This window comes from Flavobacterium sp. CAN_S2 (assembly GCF_015752255.1).
Taxonomy (GTDB): Bacteria; Bacteroidota; Bacteroidia; order Flavobacteriales; family Flavobacteriaceae; genus Flavobacterium.
This window is the reverse complement of the sequence record NZ_JADOVA010000005.1, coordinates 215,836-236,493: the sequence shown is the minus strand read 5'-3', so window position 1 is coordinate 236,493 and position 20,658 is coordinate 215,836. Positions and strand designations below refer to the sequence as shown.

Below are 20,658 nucleotides of genomic sequence, written 5' to 3'. Positions count from 1 at the left end.
AAATTCAAACTTACAAAATTACTTTGTAAACCGTTAAATATGTGAGTTTTATTCACGATAACGTTGTAGTATATTTCAATATAACAATCAACTTTATATAATAATGGTTTCCATTATAAATGAAAACCATTAATTATAATTATTTTAAAAAAATCAGTTTATACTTATGAAATTTTAAAAACAGTAACACTTAAAGGTGGCAAAAGTAATTCTGTTGAATAATCTCTTCCATCATAAGGCATCGCTTCAATTGCAATTTTTTTCTCGTTTGAAACTCCGCTTCCTCCATAATCTGAAGCGTCACTATTAAAAATTTCTATTAATTTTCCTTTTTTGGGTAAACCAATACGATAATTAGGTCGTACTACTTGCGTAAAATTGCAAACTATAATGACGTCATTTTTTGGATTATTTCCTTTTCGGATAAAGGACATTACTGCATTTTGATGATCTGAATAATTAATCCATTCAAAACCATCTGCACTGAATTGTTTTTCATGTAAGGCAGGCTGGGTTTTATATAATTTGTTCAAATCAGTAATTAATTTTTTGACTCCTGCATGAAAAGGATATTGCAAAAGATGCCAATCTAAACTTCCTTCAAAATTCCACTCACTACTTTGTCCAAATTCGCAACCCATAAACAACAATTTTGTTCCGGGATGCATAAACATATAACCATAGAGTAATCGTAGATTCGCGAATTTTTGCCATTCATCGCCGGGCATTCTACCCGCAATGGATTTCTTTCCATACACCACTTCATCGTGTGAAAGCGGTAACATAAAGTTTTCAGAAAAAGTGTACGTCATCGAGAAAGTCAAATCATTTTGATGGTATTTTCTATATACAGTATCTTTCTGAAAATATTCTAACGTATCGTGCATCCAACCCATCATCCATTTCATTCCAAAACCCAAACCACCAATGGATGTAGGTCTAGAAACCATTGGAAAAGATGTACTTTCTTCGGCGATGGTTTGTACGCCTTCATAATTAGAATAAACAGCTTCATTAAATTCTTTCAGAAAACTTATCGTGTCTAAATTTTCTCTTCCACCATAAATATTAGGTTCCCATTCACCATCATTTCTGGAATAATCCAAATATAACATCGAGGCAACAGCATCTACACGCAACGCATCGGCGTGATAATGATGCAACCAAAACAAAGCATTACTTATTAAAAAGGAACGAACTTCATTTCGACCATAATTAAAAACTAAACTTTTCCAATCGGGATGATAGCCTTTTCTACGGTCCGGATGTTCAAATAGATTTGATCCGTCAAAAAATCCTAAACCATGTGCGTCATCAGGAAAATGAGAAGGAACCCAATCCAGAATTACTCCAATTCCTGCTTCGTGTAATTTGTCTACTAAATGCATAAACTCTTGCGGATTCCCAAAACGGGAAGTTGGCGCAAAATATCCCACTAACTGATATCCCCAAGACGGATCGTACGGATATTCCATGATAGGCATAAACTCAACATGCGTAAATCCAGTTTCTTTTATATAGTTTACCAAATCTTCCGCAAATTCCAGATAAGTCAAAAAACGATTTTCATTTGTATGTCGTTTCCATGATCCTAAATGCACTTCGTAAACGGAATAAGGCTTGTCTAAACCATTATGATTTTGGCGTGTTTCCATCCACTTTTTGTCTTTCCACTTATAATCTAAATCCCAAACTACTGACGCCGTATGCGGAGGTTTTTCACAGTAAAAAGCAAAAGGATCTGCTTTCTCAGTTACAATTCCACCATTATTAGATTGTATTTTATATTTGTACGTTGTGCCTTTTTTGACATTTGGAATAAAACCTTCCCAAATACCTGATGAATCCCAACGAACTTCTAAAAGATGTTCGCCTTGTGTCCAAAAGTTGAAATCCCCAACCACCGATACCGAATGTGCAGTAGGAGCCCAAACTGCAAAATAAACGCCATCTACTCCATCAACTGAAATAAGATGTGCACCAAGTTTTTCGTACAGTCGGAAATGTTTCCCTGCTTTAAATAAATCGATATCAAAATCGGTAAAAAGAGAATGCGTAATAACTTTACTCATATAACAATTGTATAATTCTACTTTTTAGAAACAGAATAGAATATTATTTTTAAGAAAAAACAGTTTAAAAATTTATTTTATGATGTAATTATCCGGTATAGTTGCTCCTTTTTTAATGACAACAATTCCGTCTTTTATCGCATACAACTCATTCGAGAAATCTTCTAAATGACTGCCTCCGTTAATGTAAACATCATTCCCAATTCTGCAATTTTTATCTACAAGAGCATTGCTTATAAAACATCTTTCTCCAATTCCCACAAGTTGTCTCCCAGTTTTAAGATCTTCATTCATGTCATCAATATTCTGATAGAAATCATTACCCATGACATAACAATTCTGAATGATGGTTCCTTCGCCTATTCTGGATCGAATCCCAATAACTGAGCGATTTATTTCTTTTGCGTTCAAAATACAACCTTCTGAAATCAATGATTTATCAATCATTGTTTTTTGGAATTTAGACGGTGGAAGCAATCTAGGTCTGGTGAAAATTTTATTATCGTTGTCAAATAAATTAAATTTAGGCAAGTCATCAGTTAACCCAATATTAGCTTCAAAAAAGGAATCAATATTACCAATGTCTGTCCAATATCCTTCATATTGATAACTTAAAATCTTTTTGTTTCCTACAGCCTGAGGAATAATTTCTTTACCAAAATCTTTGGTTTCCTTGTTAGACATGATATCCACCAACAATTTTCTATTAAAAATATAGATTCCCATTGAAGCCAAATAATGTTTGCCTTCACTTTTCATTTGTTCACTTACATCTGATTCCCAGTCTGGCAATAATTCCTTCGCTGGTTTTTCAATGAAAGATTCAATACAACTTTCGGAGTTTGTTTTCAAAATTCCGAATTCGGGTGCATCTTTTGCATTTACGGGTAATGTCGCAATGGTAATATCAGCTTCTCTCTTGATATGTTCCTCTACCATATCGTTAAAATCCATTTGGTACAACTGGTCCCCGGAAAGTATCAAGGCATAATCAAAATCATGATTCAAGAAATGAGGCATACATTGTCTTACGGCATCAGCAGTTCCTTGAAACCAAGTTGGGTTATCAGGAGTTTGTTCAGCAGCAAGAATATCAACAAAAGCATGGCTAAAAATACTAAAGTTATAGGTGTTTTTTATGTGCGCATTTAGGGAAGCCGAATTAAATTGTGTCAATACAAACATTCTGTAAATATCTGAATTCATACAATTTGAAATCGGAATGTCCACCAATCTGTATTTTCCTCCTATTGGTACAGCCGGTTTAGATCTTGATTCTGTCAAAGGATATAATCTGGAACCTTGTCCTCCACCTAAAATAATTGCAATTACATTTTTCTTTTTGGCTTTCATTTCTTGTTAATTATTAGTTTGTACATTTCTATATATTCCTGACAAACACGCTCCCAAGAATGGTCCGTGTTCATCCCTATTTTTCTAATTTTATTCAGATGTTTTTTATCATCGTATAAATCGACTGCTCTCTGAATCGAATAACAAATATCACCAACTGTGGCTTGATCATGACAAATCCCATTTCCATCATCGCCAAAATCAATTACCGTATCTCGTAATCCGCCAGTTCTACGGACAATGGGAATGGTCCCGTAACGCAAGGAATACATTTGGTTCAAACCACAAGGTTCCACTCTGGAAGGCATTAATAAAAAATCAGAACCAGCATAAATTAAGTGCGCTAGTTCTTCATTATAACCAATAAATGTGTTGTAATTCCCTTTGTAATCTTGTAACAAACTATTCAATTGATTTTCTATGGCAGTATTTCCTGAGCCTAAAATCAAAATATTTATTTGCTGATAATTCTCTGATAAGGCAAGAGCGGCGGCATGTGGCAATAAATCGCCTCCTTTTTCTTCTAATAATCTTCCAATGAAACTAAAAAGTGGTTTTGTTGGATCTAAATTAAAAAGGTTGCACAATTTATCTTTATTTTCTTGCTTTCCTTTTTCAAAATTTTTAATCGAATAATTTTTTTCCAACATCATATCGGTAGCCGGATCCCAAACTTCAATATCGATTCCGTTCAAAATTCCTTTGGATTTATAGCGTACCAAATTAAATAAGGACTCCAATCCATTTGAAGAATAATTGATTTCGTTTAGATAACTTGGCGAAACTGTAGTTACAGCCCAAGCGCATTTTACAGCAACTGCCAATGAATTAATACAATTATCCCATTCTAAAACTTTTACGTGCGCTAAATCAAATTCGGGTAAATAATACAATTTATCAAATCCAAACTGACCTTGGTACAAACCATTATGAATCGTAATCATAGAAGGTGTATTGCGCAATTTTTCGTATTTGTGACAGTACAAGATCATAAAAGGAATCAAACCTGTGTGATGATCGTGACAATTGATAACATCTGGAATCTCTTTTCTACCAATTATCCAATCCAAAGCGGCAATTTGAAAAGACAAAAATCGTTCGATATCATCTTTGTATCCATAGACATCTTTTCTATCAAACAATTCCGGAATTTCCACCAAATACAATTCAAATCCAAGGTGGTCGGTTTTTTCTTTTAAAATACTGAAAGGAAAATTAAAATTACCCAATTTTACATGACCCCAATGAACACATTCAAAATCATTGTCTTTTCTGAATTTGGTGTCATAACAAGGCATTACGACTCTTACAAGGTGCCCTGCATTATTTTGATATTTTGGTAACGCGCCAACTACATCTGCTAAACCTCCTACTTTTGCAACGGGATAACACTCTGCACTGATATGAAATATTTCCATGTATGAAATTTTGATGTTTTTGAGTATTGTAATACTACTCGATTAATTTTTAATATTTCCGTCTTTTATGTTAATACCCATAAAAACTTTATAAAAAATACTACTTTTATGTTTTTCTAAATTTACTAAAAAAATTATAATATAATAACCCGCTTGAAAATTTATTGAAATGACAAAAAAATCTGCTAATCATACCCAATCATTGAAAATTCCTAAGATTATTTTATTAACCAGTAAATTAATCTCTTTTATTTCGCCAAAATTAATTACATTATTTGCTGCTAAACTGTTTACGACACCTATAAAACATAAAATTCCAAAACGAGAATTAGAAATGGATAGAAACAGTCTCCAAAAATTAGTTTTGATTCCTGCAATTGGCAAAGAAGTTGTTGTATACGAATATGGTAAAAGCGAGAAGAAAGTTTTATTAGTACACGGATGGTCAGGTCGCGGAACACAATTATTCAAAATAGCCGATGAATTGCTTAAAGCAGGTTATTCAACCGTCAGTTTTGATGCTCCAGCCCACGGAAAATCACCGGGAAAAGATACTATCATGGTCGATTTTATCGCTACAATTTTAGAGATAGAAAAACAATTTGGTCCCTTCGAAGCTGCAATTGGTCATTCATTAGGTGGAATGTCAGTTTTAAATGCAATAAAAAAAGGTTTAAAAGTGAGTCATGCCGTAGTTATTGGCAGTGGTGATATCGTTGAAGATATCATAGATGATTTTGTAGCAAAATTAGGACTCAAACCAACTGTGAGCAATCTTTTACGTTTGCACTTCGAAAAAAAATATGGAGAGAAAATGAACAGTTATTCTGCTTTTTTAGCGGCAAAAGAAACAGCGATTCCAGTTTTAGTAATTCATGATAATAATGATCCTGAAGTTCCCGTAAAAGCAGGAATTCATATTCATGAACATCTAAAAAATGGCGAGTTACTATTAACTGATGGTTTAGGACATCGTAAAATTCTTGGTAATGCTAAAGTAATTGAAAAAACGGTTCAATTCATTCAAAATAAACAGAATACAACATTATATAATTAGTAAAAAAATAAATTATGAAATATCCTTTAGAAAAAACCGAACAAGAATGGAAAGAACAATTGGGAGAAGAACGTTACCGAATTCTAAGACAAAAAGGAACAGAATACCCTCACACGGGAACTTATAATTTGCATTACGAAAAAGGAACTTATTGCTGTGGTGCGTGTGGAGAACCTTTATTTGAAAGTAATTCAAAATTTGATTCACATTGCGGTTGGCCTTCATTTGATGAATCCATTCCCGGAAAAGTAGAATACATTTCAGATGTTTCTCATGGTATGAAACGTACTGAAATCTTGTGCGCTAATTGCGGTAGTCACCTCGGACATGTATTTGATGATGGACCTACTAAAACCGGACAACGTTATTGCGTAAACTCTTTATCAGTAGACTTTAAAGAATAATATGATGGACTTATTTGGGAATTCTACTGATTGGGCTGAAAAACTAAAACCTATCCTAACGAAATATAAAGGACGAAAACATCCGCTGGAGTACCAAAATTTATACCAACTTATGGTAATGGTGGTACTTTCGGCCCAGGATTCTGATGCTAATATTAATAAAATTGCTCCTGCTTTATTTGATGCATATCCAAATATGGAAAGTTTAGCCGTAGCTAATGAAGAAGCATTATTTCCATATATTTCTAAAGTGAGGAATTTTGGAACCAAAGCAAAATGGCTTTTAGAAATAGCAAAAACCATTCAAAATGATGAAAATATTCCACTGACAATGGAAACTTTAGTTGCATTAAAAGGAATTGGAAGAAAGTCAGCCAACGTAATTATGCGAGAAGCAAAAGTTCCTGCAGAAGGAATTATAGCCGATTTACATGTTATCAGAGTGGCACCCAGAATTGGATTAATCTCAGAAACCAAAGACGGAATTAAAGCCGAAAAACTGTTGATGCAAGTGCTTCCAAAAGAAATCTGGGGCGAAATTGGGATGGCTATTTCATTTTTAGGAAGAGAAATTTGCCGCCCACAACCTAAATGTCCTGAATGTCCTATTAACTCTATTTGTGAGTATTATAAAAAAATAAAAGGGTAAAAAGTGAATCACTTATTACCCTTTTAAAATGTTTTTTTACAAAAAGGAAGGCTTAAAGTTAGGTTTTAAACGCTTTTTAGACGCTTGTTCATAAGCAAATCCTAATCCTATTAATTCACCTTCTGTATAAGGTGTTCCAAAGAATGACAACCCAACAGGCAAATCATAAGCCAGTCCGCAAGGAACAGTAATATGCGGATAACCACTTGCCGCAGCTGGCGAAGTCAATGAATAGCTGCCCCAACGATCGCCGTAAATCATATCAATACTACAAGAAGGTCCCATAGTTATTCCGCAAATAGCATCTAATTTATTTGCTTCAAAAACAGCATTTAAAACACCTTTACTTCCTTCAAAACTCACAGTCAACGCTTCAGTATATATTTTATCATCAAGTCCTTTTTTTGCATTCGAACTCTCCAATGTTTCTTGTTTAAAATACGGCATTGCTTTATCTTCATTAGCGGTATTAAAATCAATGACTTCTTTCAAATTTTTCACTTTTGCATTGGCTGTGGCCAAGTAGCTATTCAGTCCATCTTTAAATTCATATTGCAAAACTTCAAATTCAGCCTGACCTGCAGCATTAATTTTATCTAAATAATCGATTTCAACAATGGTAGCTCCTTGCTTTTTGAGCAGATTTATGGAATCAGCTAAAAGTGCGTTAATGTATTTATTATTTCCCTGTGGTTTTTTCTCAATCCCAATGCGCTTGCCTTTCAAAGCATTTGCATCTAAAAACGTCGTGAAATCCGTCTGTGATTTTCCTTTACTTTCAAGGGTTACTGAATCATCTTCGTCAATCGCGGTTATTGCGCCTAATAAAATAGCTGCATCAGTTACTGTTCTCGCCATTGGACCGGCCGTATCTTGCGTTTTTGATATTGGAATAATACCAGAGCGGCTAACCAAGCCTACTGTTGGCTTGATACCCACAATTCCGTTTACCGATGCTGGACACACAATAGAACCGTCGGTTTCAGTTCCAACAGCAACTACACAAAGATTCGCTGAAACTGCAGCTCCAGATCCAGCACTTGAACCACATGGATTGTGATCTAAAATATAAGGATTTTTAGTTTGACCACCTCTGCTGCTCCATCCGGAACACGACTGGGTTGAACGAAAATTAGCCCATTCACTTAAATTTGTTTTTCCAATAATTATAGCTCCAGCTTCTCTGAGTTTTTTTACCACAAAAGCATCTTTTGACGCAATATTCCCTTCCATTGCCAGAGAACCAGCCGTTGTTTGCATTTTATCCGCTGTGTCTATGTTGTCTTTTATTAAAACAGGAATTCCATGTAAAGGTCCTCTACTTTTGCCTGCCTTGAACTCTTTATCCATTGCAACTGCAATAGCAACTGCATCAGGATTAATTTCGATAACCGAATTTAATTGTGGACCCGAAGCATCAATAGCTTCAATGCGTTTCAAGTACAACTGAACTAATTGTTCCGAAGTATATTTTCCAGAAGTTAATTTCTCCCTTAAACTCCCGATTGTTTCTTCATCCAGTTCAAAGGCTTCATTAGTCTCTTCGACTAATACTGTTTCTTCATCCTTTTTCTTTGTATTTGAAGTACAACCTGTAATCAAAAGTGTGGTCAAACCTGCTGAGGCTAGTGTTGCAGTGGTTAAAAAAGATCTTCTTTTCATAGATTAAATCATTTATTTGGCTAAAAATTCGCATAATAATGCCCTAAATTAGTTTTTTTTCGCGAAAAACAATACGCTGCTAATTGGAACAAACGTTAAAGTTTAGTTTGTGCGCTGAGGGGGAATAAAATTTAAAATTCCTAAACATAGAAAAACGAAACTAAAATGGAAATCAAAATTAGATACGTAGACACATATACAAACTTTCGTTGGGGATGTTCGTAGTGAACAGTGTCATTTTTTAGAAGATCTCTAACAAACAACATCGTTTTGTTTTCAAACATTTTTGCAAATAAAGTACTTAAGATACTTGGGAAAATATAAAAGAAACCTTTTTTCAATGATGAAATTTCATCTTTATTTTCATCTTGAATAGTATAAGAACTATCTCTATAAATGCTATAATCTATACTCAAATTGCCTCTATCTTCATCTTCCTCCTCTTCTATATTTTTTAAAACAAAAAACCAGGAACAAATCAAAAAACTGAGCAATATAAAATATATTGGGAAATCTATATCAGTTCCATTAGCTAAAGTAAAATTGTATATTACAAATCCAATATTAGACAGCAATAGCGATTTGTAGGGTGAATTAGATTTTGTTTCAATAAAAAAACTTATCAAAACCAGTCCAAAAGTGATATAAGAAACAAGAGTGAAATTTTGCAGATGCAAAAAAATAGAATCCATAATTACAATGGTTATATTTCAATTTACAATGGAGTAATTTTTTAAAAGAGAGGCAAATGTCTGCCCTCATTGTTCCCATTAGGATGTTGCGGACATGAGAAGCTTGTCAAACTAAAAATCGAAGAAGATGTTGCACCACAGTATTTACAAGAGTACTGCGCCTTTTCAGAACCTTGATAAATTACGTGTTTACCATTACCGCTTCCAAGTGGATGCCGATAACAGGACTTTTCTGTAAGACTTAAAATACTATTACTTTTAGAACCACAATTTTCACAATAATACTTTTGCATGCGATTTAGACTTTAATTTATCTACTTTGAAACAAAAATATAGGACTAATTTAAGAACAATAAAGACGTCTTATGAACGGTGCTTTTAAGACTATGAAAGCTCTCAATTGGTTTGTAAACGCAAAAGACTCCTATCCAAAATTGGATAAGAGTCTTAGTGGATATTCATTTATAAGTATTAAACCGTCAGTCTTATGATAACCGTCGTCCCATTATCTTCTGTGAATTGAATATCTATCGGATTTACATTAGAATTTTGCAGCAATGAAAGTCTTTCTTTAGTCAACTCAATGCCTTTCGACTGATGTACTTTACTTTTTTTAGAAGCTTTTAAGCTCATTCCGTTATCGATAATTTTACATTCCAGCACGTTTTTAGACAACATTTCAAATGAGATTGTCAGTTTTGGAGAAGGATGCAAAGCGTTAAAGGCATGAACAAAAACATTTTCAATAAAAGGCTGCAGCAACATGGTTGGTATTTTTGAATGATAAACATCCACATTATCATCGATATGGAATTCCGTTACAATTCGGTTATCAAAACGCATGTTTTCTATACTGATGTACGACTTCAAATACTCCACTTCTTCTTCAATAGTTATCGTTTGTTTAGAAGAATTTTCCAATGTTTTCCGAATTAACTGTGCAAACTCTCCTATATATTTTAACGAGTTATCAATGTCATTACTGATAATATAATCCTGAATAGCATTCATCGCATTAAAGGTAAAATGAGGATTCATCTGACTTAACAATGCTTTCAGTTTAGTTTCTGCAATACGTTTTTGTATCACAGCCTTTTCTCTGGATTTCTTTTTAGATTTAAAAATCAAATACACTAAAACATTAAATACAACCAATACAACTAGAGCAATAAACCACCAAGTCATCCAAAATGGAGATTTAATTTGAATTTTTAATAATTTAAAAATAGTAGCTTTTCCTGCATTGGAATCAAAAACTTCTATTTCTAAATTGTAGGTACCATAAGGCAAGTAAGGTAAAAATAAGTTTGTTTTTTCACTATATGGACTCCATCGATTAGTGCTTTTTAGACGATATCGAAATTTTAATTTATTAGGAAAAGCATGTCCTTTTGGGATAAAATCAATAGAAAAAGAATTGTCTTTATAGTCACAAATCAATTCTTTGGAATTAAAACGAAACCATTTATAATTATCTGAACTGATAGGTATATTATTGACTGCAATTGATGAAACTGCAATCTCCGAAACGGTCATTTGAGGCGCTGTTAATCGATTTAAATTAATGGTATAATATCCTTTTTTAGTCCCTAACCACAGTTGATTGTCAAAAATTCGTGAAGTGGTTACCGTTGCGTCTTTTAGCCCTTGTTCTTTGTCTATTAATCGAACGATTCCATCTTTATAGAGGTTAATTCCTTTTTCAGTACCTATGAGAGTAAAATCTTTATACGATTCTAAAAACAGAATCGTGTTACCTACTATCTCTTTTTTAGAAATAGTTTTTAAAATTTTAAAAGCTTTTGAATCATCAACAATAAAAACATTTCCAAATTCTGCAGCCAAAATAAGTTGTCCTTTATTGTTAATCGTAATATGTTTAAACTTTTTCTCTTTCCAAATTCCCTCCGCCAAATAAGAATGAAACTGATTATTTTTATAGACATATAATCCATTAAAAACAGAAAGTAGATACGTTTTATCTTTGTTAGTAAGAATCTTAACAATGTATTGAGGAGTATTTTTTTCAAACTTTGAAAAATGTTTATTTACCAGACTATGAACATTTTTGTATAGCCTGGTACCTGCATAAGTTATTGTTTCTATAAATTTACCATCGTAAGTAAAACCAATTTTCAAACTATGTTTAGGCAAGTATTTTATAATATTTCCTAAACTGTTGATTTCAAATATCCCTATATTACTTCCTATCCAAAAAGAATTATTGTTCTTTACGATTTCATAAAACTCAATACCGCTGGCTGGAATAGTAAAATCTAATTCAAAATCTCTCGATTCAATTCCTTGTTTAGTCCCAACTTTATTCCCTTTTTTTAAAAAATTTACTTCGAAATTCTTAAAATCCTCAAGTGAAATTATTTTTGAAATTTTCTTATTTGAATCTAAAATAGTCAAACCTCTATTGTGCAAAATTAATTTCTGTTTCTCTAAATTTTCAAAATCTATAACTGATTTAGAATCAAATAAATTATAATCAATTATTTTGTCTAAGCGAACTTCATAAATTCCTTTATCATTAGAACCTACATATAATATATCCTTGGATTTATCGTACACTACATTTAGCAAAATTTTAGAATCTATTCCATAAAATTCCGAAACATCAAGCATTTTGTCATTCTCAACTTTATAAAGTCCGCCATCTGGCTTGTAAACTCCCCAAGCCGCTGCAAAAATTGAGTTTCTCTTATCTTTTGCGTATTGCCAAACCATCGATTTACCAAATTTAATTGAGGAAGACTTGCCTTTCAAAATATCATTAATAAAAAATTTATTTATAAACCCTTCATTACTGCTGTAAAGCGTTGATCCAAAAAGTGCTAATTCATAGGTGTTTTTATGCAAAAAAATAGGGATAATTTTTGGAGATGAGCCAGATTCGTCAATTTTAAACAAACCGTCAAAAATAGTAGCAAAGTAAACTTCTTCTTTATATTCGAAAAAAGAAATACTAATAAAATCCTCTTTGTGAGGTGGCACTTTTGGAGTGACTACTTTATTAGTATTAATATCAATAATCGAAACTCCTTGTTCTGTACCTACGTACATTTTATTTTTAAAGGGAAATACTTTTCGGGTTTTATCCGCTAATAAACCATTTTTTGTTGTGAAAACAGTGAACTTATTACCATCAAATTTACTGATTCCTCCACCATAACTGGCAAACCACATGTTTCCATTTCTATCTTGATTAATATCCCAACAGCTATTGTGCCCCAAACCATCAGTTTCATCTAGATTAGAAAATGAACCATTCTCCATCGTGGAAACACCATTTTCAGTTCCAATCCACAAAATATTTTTTGAATCCAAAAACAAAGAACGAACAGCATTATTAGGTAATCCATCTGCAGTAGAATAATTCTTGGAAGGAAAATATTGTCCTAAAATAAGATTTGGAAAAAACAGAAGGCTGAAAAAAAGAATTAACTTATTTAGAAATCGCATCAATCAATTCTTTTTTAGTAAATGATTTATCTGAAACGGGAATTTTATCACCAGTGATCATTTCCAAGATAAACTCATCAGACTTGAAACTAACTACAAAATTGATATTAATTAGAAAACTTCTGTGAACTCTCAAAAAATTTGATAAATGAAGTAATTCGCAAGTTTCTTTAAAAGATTTGGAAGTAAAATATTTTTTATCCAAAGTATGAACTGATGTGTAAGCACCATCTGATTTACAAAACACAATTGTATTGACTTGAACTACTTCAAAACCAGTTTTTGAAGGAAAAACTATCCTCTCTTTTCCCGTATTTTGATTATTTATATTTTCCGCTAATAATTTATAACGATCAAAATCAGTTTTATGAGATTTCGCTTTTACAACACGAGCAATAGCCAATTGAAAATCAGAAATGTTAATAGGTTTAATGAGATAATCTAAAGCACTATTTTTAATAGCATTTACAGCATATTCTTTATGCGCTGTTGTAAAAATAATTTCAAATGTAATCGTTTCAAAATACTTAAAAAGTTCAAACCCATTTTCCTCCGGCATTTGAATATCCAAGAAAACTATATCTGGATTGTATTTTTTAATGGAAGTAACTGCTTTTTTAACAGAGTCACATTCATCAACAATTTCTATTATATCATTGTATAAATGGAGACATAATTTTTTTAAAAAACTACGTGCATGAGATTCATCGTCAACTATAATTACTTTTAGTTTCATTAAATGGGGAATTTAAGCTAAAATACTACATATTTAACAGCAAACTTACCATTATTAATTTTAAAAAATACAACTAATAAAAAAAGGATGAAAACTATATTTCCAAAAAGTATTAATATAAAAAAACTCCATTATTTCTAATGGAGTTTGTCTTGTGGTCCTTACGGAACTATTTACGAACCATTTTTTGCAGGATTTGAAGAAATTGAGTAAGTTGTAAATCAAATTAATTTGGTTCAAATCCAATCATGGTCACAAAACCGACAAATATGCTCTAAAGTATTTTGTCGATTTTTTTTATTTTGATTTAAATAACTCCAATTGATTTCTTGTTATTTTTAATTAAAACTAAACTTAATTTTCTTTTAAATAACTAACAAAGCTATGCCTTATAAAAAAAGTAGCTTTTAATCTAATATTTGAACTACGTAAAGAAATGGCTCATATCTTTAAAATATTCTACCCCTTTTTTACTTTTAATCTTAATGAATGTCTATTCCTATTTTGAACTAATCATAACCATTTTTTTAATTCAAACTTCGATATTCATTAGGAGTATATCCTACTCGCTGTTTAAATAATCTAGAAAAATGCTGCGGATATTTAAAACCCAACTCATAAGCGATTTCGTTTACGGTTAAATTGTCTACTAGAATTTTATCTTTTGCTACATCAATTATTTTATTTTGAATGTATTCTTGAGCTGATTTACCTGTTTCCTTTTTTATTAAATCACCAAAGTAGTTGGCTGATAAATGCAGTTCGTCAGCACAATAAGCAACTGATGGCAAACCGATAGTATTGGGTTTATCAGAAGTGAAATAGGCATTTAGTACTTCTTCGAATTTCTCCAAAATACCTTTATTAACATTTTCTCTTGTTATGAATTGGCGGTCATAAAAACGCTCACAATAGTTTAAAAATAATTCAATATTTGAAGCAATAAGTTTCTTACTATGCTTGTCAACTCCAAGTTGTAATTCTAAATGGATTTTTGAAAAAGAGTCTAAAACAATTTGTCTTTCGCGTTCTGACAAATGCAATGCTTCATTTACATTGTAACTGAAAAAATTATAATCATTTATGCTTTTAAAAAGAGAAGTGCCATGTATTAAATCAGGATGAAAAACTAAAGCATATCCTTTTGGTTGATATACTTTACCATCTGTCTCTACTTCCATTACTTGCCCTGGTGCAGCAAAAACTAAGGTGCCTTCTTGATAATCATAGTAATCACAACCATAGCGCAAATCTCCACATTTTATATCTTTCAAAAAGATGCAATAAAAGCCATAATAAATTCTAACTGTCTTCTCTCCTTCCCAAGATCGTTCGTCGGCTTTAGAAAAATCAATTACACTTATTAATGGATGTAAAGTTTCGCTATTATTGAATACATTATATTCACTAACTGTATTAAAATTAACTACTTTGTTCATGATAATTTTCATTTTATAATACAAATTTATGCAATTAGATATATCAAATACCATCAAGCAAGTACAATAAGTAATATTGGTAGAACAATAAGTAATCTATATACCAATAACTTCATTATCAGGTCGGAAATTTGTTAAGTAGTATAAAATATCCTATTTTAATAAATTTAATTATGAATCGCAGATCCATTTTAAAAACAGCAGGACTCGCTTTGGCAGGAAGTGCATTTTTGCCTTTTAATTCTTTAGCAAAATCCAATTCAGCAACACCAATTATTGGAAATAAAGAATTAACACCAGCCACTCTTTTGAGCAAGCGCAAACTGGGAGCTTCACTTGAAGTCTCCAGCATAGGGCTTGGTGTTCAAAACATGAGCCGTACGTATCAAACTACAATCCCTTCTCGTTCTGAAATGCACAATATTATTCGAACAGCCTTTGATAAAGGAGTTACGCTATTTGATGCAGCAGAGGCTTACGGTCCCTTTGAGGTGGAACGAATACTTGGTGAGGGCATTGCTCATTTCCGAAATAAAATAGTAATCGAAACCAAATTTGGCTGGAATATTAACCAAGAAACAGGTGCTCGATTACCAGGCTTAAACAGTCGCCCTGAACACATCAAAATTGTTGTGGAAGGAATGCTGAAACGTCTTCGTACAGACCGAATTGATTTATTATATCAACATCGTGTAGACCCGCAGGTTCCCATTGAAGATGTTGTTGGAGCTATTCAGGATTTGATAAAAGAAGGGAAAGTATTGCATTATGGATTGTCTGAGCCGGGACCGCAAACCGTAAGACGAGCGCATGCTATTCATCCTATAACTGCTATTCAAAACGAATATTCGTTGTTATGGCGTGGTCCGGAAAAGGAAATCATACCGCTTTGTGAGGAACTCGGTATTGGTTTCGTTCCATGGAGTCCTCTTGGAGTTGGTTTTCTTACTGGAGCCGTTGATGCACAGACACGTTTCGCTCAGGGTGATATCCGAGGAAATGAAACCCGTTTCTCGCCAGAGAATCTGCCTCATAACTTGAAAATCGTGGATTTATTAAAATATTGGAGTAAACTTAAGCAAGCCGCTCCTTCTCAAATTTCGCTGGCTTGGCTACTGGCACAAAAGCCATGGATTGTTCCAATCCCAGGCACGACACAGATGGCACACATGCTGGAAAATATTGGAGCAGATAAAATAAAATTCACCACAGCTGAATTAAAAGAATTCAATAATCAAGTGGACGCTATTCAAATTCAGGGTGAAAGATTACCAGCCTTTGTTCAAGCTTTTTCTGATGTGGAAGCACCGTTAAAGAAAAAAACATAATTAGAATTTAAATTTAAAATATACGATATGAAAACATTAATTATGAGCCTTATTGCTGTAGTAAGCTTCCAATTTTCTTTTGCACAAGAAAACAAAACAACCACAGTTGCTCCCACTTATACAGCCGCTGAACAAGAAGTTATTCAACTTTCTAAACAAAAATGGCAATGGATGTCCGATAAAGATATAACCAAATTGGAACCACTCTTTGACAACAAATCAAAATTTGTCCACATGAGTGGCACTTGGAAAAAAGACGAGGAACTCGATATTATTAAAACGGGTAGAATCTGGTATAAGAATGCCAAAGTTCATGATGTAGCTGTAGAGATTTTTGGAAAAACAGCTGTTTTGTGGAACCGAATTACCCTAGAGGCTATAGTACGAGGAAGCGAAGTCGTGACTGAATTTACCGTAACAGAAACCTATCAAAAACAAGGTAAAGATTGGAAATTGTTAGCTTTAACATTCAGTAGTGTTCGAGATACGCATCAAATTCAGAAATAACAATAAAAAATAGATAATACTAAAATTTACTACTATGAAAAAATCAATCTTTGGGCTACTGCTTCTTGTTTTATTCACAACTAATACTTTTGCTCAAAATACTACTGAGCAAGAAATTATTGAACTATCTAAACAAAAATGGCAGTGGATGGCCGATAAAAATGTCGATAACCTAACTCCTTTATTTGATGACAAATCTGTTTTTGTACACATGGGTGGAAGTTGGGGGAAAACCCAAGAAATCAATATTATTAAAAGTGGCGGAATTCACTACAAGAAAGCTGACATTCATGAAGTATCTGTAAATATAATTGGGAACACCGCTATACTTTTAAATAAAATTACATTATTAGCTGTAGTTGGAGGTAATGAAGTTACCAATCCTTTTATTGTAACGGAAGTGTATGTTAAGGTAAAAGATAATTGGAAATTAGCTTCATTGTCGTTCACTAAGCTGATGACTCCAGGACAATAAAATTTTAAAAAATGAAAAAAATAGTAATAGGTTTAGCAATAATTATTAGTTGCAGTTTATACGCACAACAAAAGATTGACAATGCAACTCCGGGAGCAATGCCAATAGTCAAAACAGCTTCTGGATTACTACGTGGTATGAATGAAGGGGATGTTTCTGTTTTCAAAGGCATTCCTTATGCAGCTCCACCTGTTGGTGAATTTCGTTGGCGTCCACCGCAACCCATAGAAGCATGGGTTGGAGTTCGTGACGCAAGCAAATTTGCATCAAATTTTGCGCAAGCAGGATGGGGTGCCGCACCTGGTTCAATTTCAGAGGGTTCATCAGAAGATGGTCTTTACCTTAATTTGTGGTTACCTGCTGGCACTAAGTCGGGAGCAAAACTTCCAGTTATGGTTTGGATTCATGGTGGTGCATTCGTATTTGGAAGTGGTTCCCAACCTGACTTTTCAGGAGTCCAATTTGCCAAACAAGGTGTCATCCTGGTAACCTTTAACTACCGTCTTGGACGCCTTGGATTTTTTGCATTTCCCGCATTAAGCAAGGAACATCCTGAAGAACCTAAAGGCAATTATGCGTATATGGATCAGATTGCCGCACTCCAGTGGGTAAAGAAAAACATTGCCGCTTTTGGAGGTAATCCAAAAAATGTAACCATTTTTGGAGAATCTGCAGGTGGGGTTTCGGTTCATTCACTGCTGACTATACCAGCTGCGAAAGGACTTTTCCATAAGGCAATTATAGAGTCCGGTGGTGGTCGCGATGGTGTACTTACAGGGAGACCAATTCAAGAAGAGAATACCGACCCACACTACCCGGTTTCTGCAGAAACAATTGGAAAAAACTTTGCAACCAAACATGATATCGAAGGTATGGATGCAACTGCGCTGGCAAAGCTGCGTGCTCTTAGTGTTGCCGAAATTGTAGATGGAGGTCAGGAAACTAATGGTCCCGGAGGTCTGCCTATCTATTCTGGTCCGATTCTCGACGGCAAACTGGTTGTTGAAACAGCAGAGAGTGCTTACAAAGCAGGCAGACAGGCTCGCGTTCCTCTTCTAATAGGTTCAAATAGTGCTGAAGTTCCAGCTGGTTTTGTTAATGCAAAATCTAAAGAAGAATTACTGTCATTGTTTGGTAATTCAAATAAAGAAGCAACTGTAGCGTATGATGCTGATGGTACTGCTGATTTTGCTAAAATGCTAACACTAGTCAATACAGATAAAGTATGGGCGGAGCCTGCACGTTTTACCGCTAGAGCTTTTACTGCAAAATCGATACCAGTATATATGTATCTCTTTTCTTATGTACCTACCGCTATGAAGGATAGAATGAAATATGGAGCCTCTCATGCTTCTGAAATTCCTTTTGTATTTGACAATTTAATAGAACGCAATGGTTCTAAATTTGATACAAAAGATCAGGAAATAGCTAAACTGATGAATACCTATTGGATTAACTTTGCTAAAACGGGCAATCCAAATGGAAAGGGATTACCTGTTTGGCCGGTATATGATAGCGCTAAAAATGAGATTTTTGAATTTAAACCAGATGGATCGGCAGGTAATTTTTTCGATTACAGAAAAGCACGATTAGATGTAATAGAAAAGGCATTTGAAGACAATAAATAAATAAAAATTATGATGAAAAAGAAAGTAATAAGATCGTTGAGAATATTTTGTTTGTTGTTGATGATTAATTCATCCACTTATGCACAAAAAACCACAAAACAGAAACCCTTACTAATCCAAGAGCAAGGAAGTTTCGCTGTTGGAGGAACTATAATTACAAATCCTGGCACATTCGATCCGTATAAACCGACGCCTGAAGGACAAACGTTTCGTGGAGACCACGCCTATGTTTTTTATCAAATTCCAGTAAAATCACGCAAGTTTCCATTAGTGATGTGGCATGGCATAGGTCAGTTTTCTAAAACATGGGAAAGCACGCCCGACGGACGAGAAGGGTATCAAAATATTTTTCTCCGCAGAAACTTTCCTGTCTATGTGATTGATCAACCAAGACGAGGGAATGCTGGCAGAAGTACTGTAGCAGCTACAATCAATCCAACTCCAGATGAACAGCAATGGTTTGATGTCTTCCGTATTGGCGTTTGGCCCAATTATTTTGATGGTGTACAGTTTTCCAAAGACACGGAAACACTCAATCAATATTTTCGATCTATGGTTCCAAACATTGGTGCTGTCGATAGTAATGTTAATTCGGATGCGGTTTCAGAATTATTTAACACAATAGGCCCAGCCATTTTAGTTACACATTCCCATTCTGGTGGGATGGGATGGCTCACTGCCTTAAAAAATCAAAACGTCAAAGCAATAGTGTCTTACGAGCCAGGTAGTGGATTCTTATTTCCTGAAAATGAAGTGCCTTCACCCTTAACAAGCTCAGCGGGTTCACTAGAAGCTAGTTCGACTCCTATGAAAGAATTTTTGAAGCTTACTAAAATACCGATTATTATTTATTACGGCGATAATATTCCTAAAAGCCTCTCAAACAATCCTGGCGCAGACGGATGGAGAGTGCGCCTACAAATGGCGCGTTTATGGCGAGATGTAGTAAACAAATACGGTGGTGATGTAACCGTAGTACATCTTCCTGAGGCAGGTATCAAAGGAAATACACACTTTCCGTTTTCAGATTTAAATAATATACAAGTAGCTGATTTAATGAGTAAATGGTTAAAAAGCAAAAAATTGGATTAATTAAATACAGCCGATATATAATCCTAAATAATAATTCAATTGAAAATAGTAACCACATATTGTTTAATAATGATAATAACAGCTAGTTTATTTTCGAGCTGTTCCAAAGCACAAAGTACTGTTAAGCAAGAAAAAGATGTTTTGAATACAAATAGTATTCTAATTGTCTATTTGACTCGAACAAAGAACACGAAAACAGTTGCCCAAATCATTCATAAACAAACAGGAGGCAAATTAGTTGAACTAGAACTTCAAAATCCCTACCCTGAAAATTACAAAGCAATTGTTGATCAAGTCGCCAAGGAAAATGAAACTGGTTTTTTACCTCCGCTTAAAACCAAAATTGACAGTATTGAAAAGTATGATACTGTCTTTATAGGTTTTCCAACTTGGGGGATGCAATTACCGCCGCCAATGAAAAGTTTTTTAAGTCAATACAATTTAAAAGGTAAAACTATTATTACGTTTAACACCAATGCTGGTTATGGTATTGGAAGCAGTTTTGATAAGATTAAAGAACTATGCACTGAATGCAAAATATTGGAGGGGTTTTCCATTCAAGGAGGTAAAGAAAGAGATGGAATTTTATTTGTAATGGAAGGTGAAAAGAAAATTGAAGCCGAAAAAGAAATACAAACATGGTTAAAAAAAATAGCAATTCTGAAGAATTAAAATATT

General features: G+C 33.6%; 17 protein-coding genes. 9 read left to right on the top strand and 8 right to left on the bottom strand.

Annotated elements, in window-relative coordinates:
- Positions 1-164 precede the first annotated feature (164 nt).
- From glgB to IWX80_RS14900, 3 genes are all read right to left on the bottom strand, one after another.
- Positions 165-2,072 carry a 1,4-alpha-glucan branching protein GlgB gene (glgB, locus tag IWX80_RS14910; protein ID WP_196854122.1) on the bottom strand — a complete coding sequence of 636 codons (1,908 nt, stop codon included), beginning with the start codon at positions 2,070-2,072 and terminating at the stop codon, positions 165-167.
- 72 nt (positions 2,073-2,144) lie between these two features.
- On the bottom strand, positions 2,145-3,425 hold the full coding sequence (locus tag IWX80_RS14905) for a glucose-1-phosphate adenylyltransferase (RefSeq protein WP_113633931.1): 1,281 nt from the start codon (positions 3,423-3,425) through the stop codon (positions 2,145-2,147).
- Entirely contained in the window at positions 3,422-4,843 is a 1,422-nt protein-coding gene (locus tag IWX80_RS14900; RefSeq protein WP_196854121.1) for a glycogen synthase, read from the bottom strand. Before IWX80_RS14900 ends, IWX80_RS14905 begins: the two co-directional genes overlap by 4 nt.
- Before the next feature lie 169 nt (positions 4,844-5,012).
- On the opposite strand from IWX80_RS14900, the gene IWX80_RS14895 reads away from it, so the two are divergent.
- The 3 genes from IWX80_RS14895 to IWX80_RS14885 are packed head-to-tail and all read left to right on the top strand — an operon-like array spanning position 5,013 to position 6,953.
- A complete protein-coding gene (locus IWX80_RS14895) occupies positions 5,013-5,900 on the top strand; it encodes an alpha/beta fold hydrolase (protein ID WP_196854120.1) in 888 nt (295 codons plus the stop codon).
- Positions 5,901-5,914: 14 nt separating this feature from the next.
- On the top strand, positions 5,915-6,304 hold the full coding sequence (msrB, locus tag IWX80_RS14890; protein ID WP_196854119.1) for a peptide-methionine (R)-S-oxide reductase MsrB: 390 nt from the start codon (positions 5,915-5,917) through the stop codon (positions 6,302-6,304).
- Position 6,305: 1 nt separating this feature from the next.
- Positions 6,306-6,953: an endonuclease III domain-containing protein gene (locus tag IWX80_RS14885; protein WP_334682371.1), complete on the top strand. Its 648-nt coding sequence runs from the start codon at positions 6,306-6,308 to the stop codon at positions 6,951-6,953.
- A gap of 36 nt (positions 6,954-6,989) precedes the next feature.
- On the opposite strand, the gene IWX80_RS14880 is transcribed toward IWX80_RS14885, so the two are convergent.
- The 5 genes from IWX80_RS14880 to IWX80_RS14860 form a co-directional block, all read right to left on the bottom strand.
- Positions 6,990-8,615: an amidase gene (locus tag IWX80_RS14880; RefSeq protein ID WP_196854118.1), complete on the bottom strand. Its 1,626-nt coding sequence runs from the start codon at positions 8,613-8,615 to the stop codon at positions 6,990-6,992.
- Between the two features lie 140 nt (positions 8,616-8,755).
- Complete coding sequence (locus IWX80_RS14875) at positions 8,756-9,307, bottom strand: hypothetical protein (protein ID WP_196854117.1); 552 nt, start codon at positions 9,305-9,307, stop codon at positions 8,756-8,758.
- A gap of 471 nt (positions 9,308-9,778) precedes the next feature.
- Positions 9,779-12,775 carry a sensor histidine kinase gene (locus tag IWX80_RS14870; protein WP_196854233.1) on the bottom strand — a complete coding sequence of 999 codons (2,997 nt, stop codon included), beginning with the start codon at positions 12,773-12,775 and terminating at the stop codon, positions 9,779-9,781.
- Positions 12,759-13,511, bottom strand: coding sequence for a LytR/AlgR family response regulator transcription factor (locus IWX80_RS14865; protein WP_196854116.1), 753 nt, complete (start codon positions 13,509-13,511; stop codon positions 12,759-12,761). The genes IWX80_RS14870 and IWX80_RS14865 overlap by 17 nt, the downstream gene beginning before the upstream one ends.
- 527 nt (positions 13,512-14,038) lie before the next feature.
- On the bottom strand, positions 14,039-14,950 hold the full coding sequence (locus IWX80_RS14860) for a helix-turn-helix domain-containing protein (protein ID WP_196854115.1): 912 nt from the start codon (positions 14,948-14,950) through the stop codon (positions 14,039-14,041).
- Positions 14,951-15,123: 173 nt separating this feature from the next.
- On the opposite strand from IWX80_RS14860, the gene IWX80_RS14855 reads away from it, so the two are divergent.
- The 6 genes from IWX80_RS14855 (at position 15,124) to IWX80_RS14830 (ending at position 20,652) form a co-directional block, all read left to right on the top strand.
- Positions 15,124-16,278 carry an aldo/keto reductase gene (locus IWX80_RS14855; protein WP_196854114.1) on the top strand — a complete coding sequence of 385 codons (1,155 nt, stop codon included), beginning with the start codon at positions 15,124-15,126 and terminating at the stop codon, positions 16,276-16,278.
- Between the two features lie 27 nt (positions 16,279-16,305).
- On the top strand, positions 16,306-16,785 hold the full coding sequence (locus IWX80_RS14850; RefSeq protein ID WP_196854113.1) for a nuclear transport factor 2 family protein: 480 nt from the start codon (positions 16,306-16,308) through the stop codon (positions 16,783-16,785).
- Positions 16,786-16,819: 34 nt separating this feature from the next.
- Positions 16,820-17,260 carry a nuclear transport factor 2 family protein gene (locus IWX80_RS14845; protein WP_196854112.1) on the top strand — a complete coding sequence of 147 codons (441 nt, stop codon included), beginning with the start codon at positions 16,820-16,822 and terminating at the stop codon, positions 17,258-17,260.
- A gap of 11 nt (positions 17,261-17,271) precedes the next feature.
- Entirely contained in the window at positions 17,272-18,888 is a 1,617-nt protein-coding gene (locus tag IWX80_RS14840; RefSeq protein ID WP_196854111.1) for a carboxylesterase/lipase family protein, read from the top strand.
- Positions 18,889-18,900: 12 nt separating this feature from the next.
- The gene (locus tag IWX80_RS14835) at positions 18,901-19,980 is read left to right on the top strand and encodes an alpha/beta hydrolase (RefSeq protein ID WP_196854110.1); all 1,080 of its coding nucleotides are present in this window, start codon (positions 18,901-18,903) and stop codon (positions 19,978-19,980) included.
- A 69-nt stretch (positions 19,981-20,049) separates the two neighbouring features.
- The gene (locus IWX80_RS14830) at positions 20,050-20,652 is read left to right on the top strand and encodes a flavodoxin family protein (protein ID WP_196854109.1); all 603 of its coding nucleotides are present in this window, start codon (positions 20,050-20,052) and stop codon (positions 20,650-20,652) included.
- The last annotated feature ends 6 nt before the right edge of the window (positions 20,653-20,658 follow it).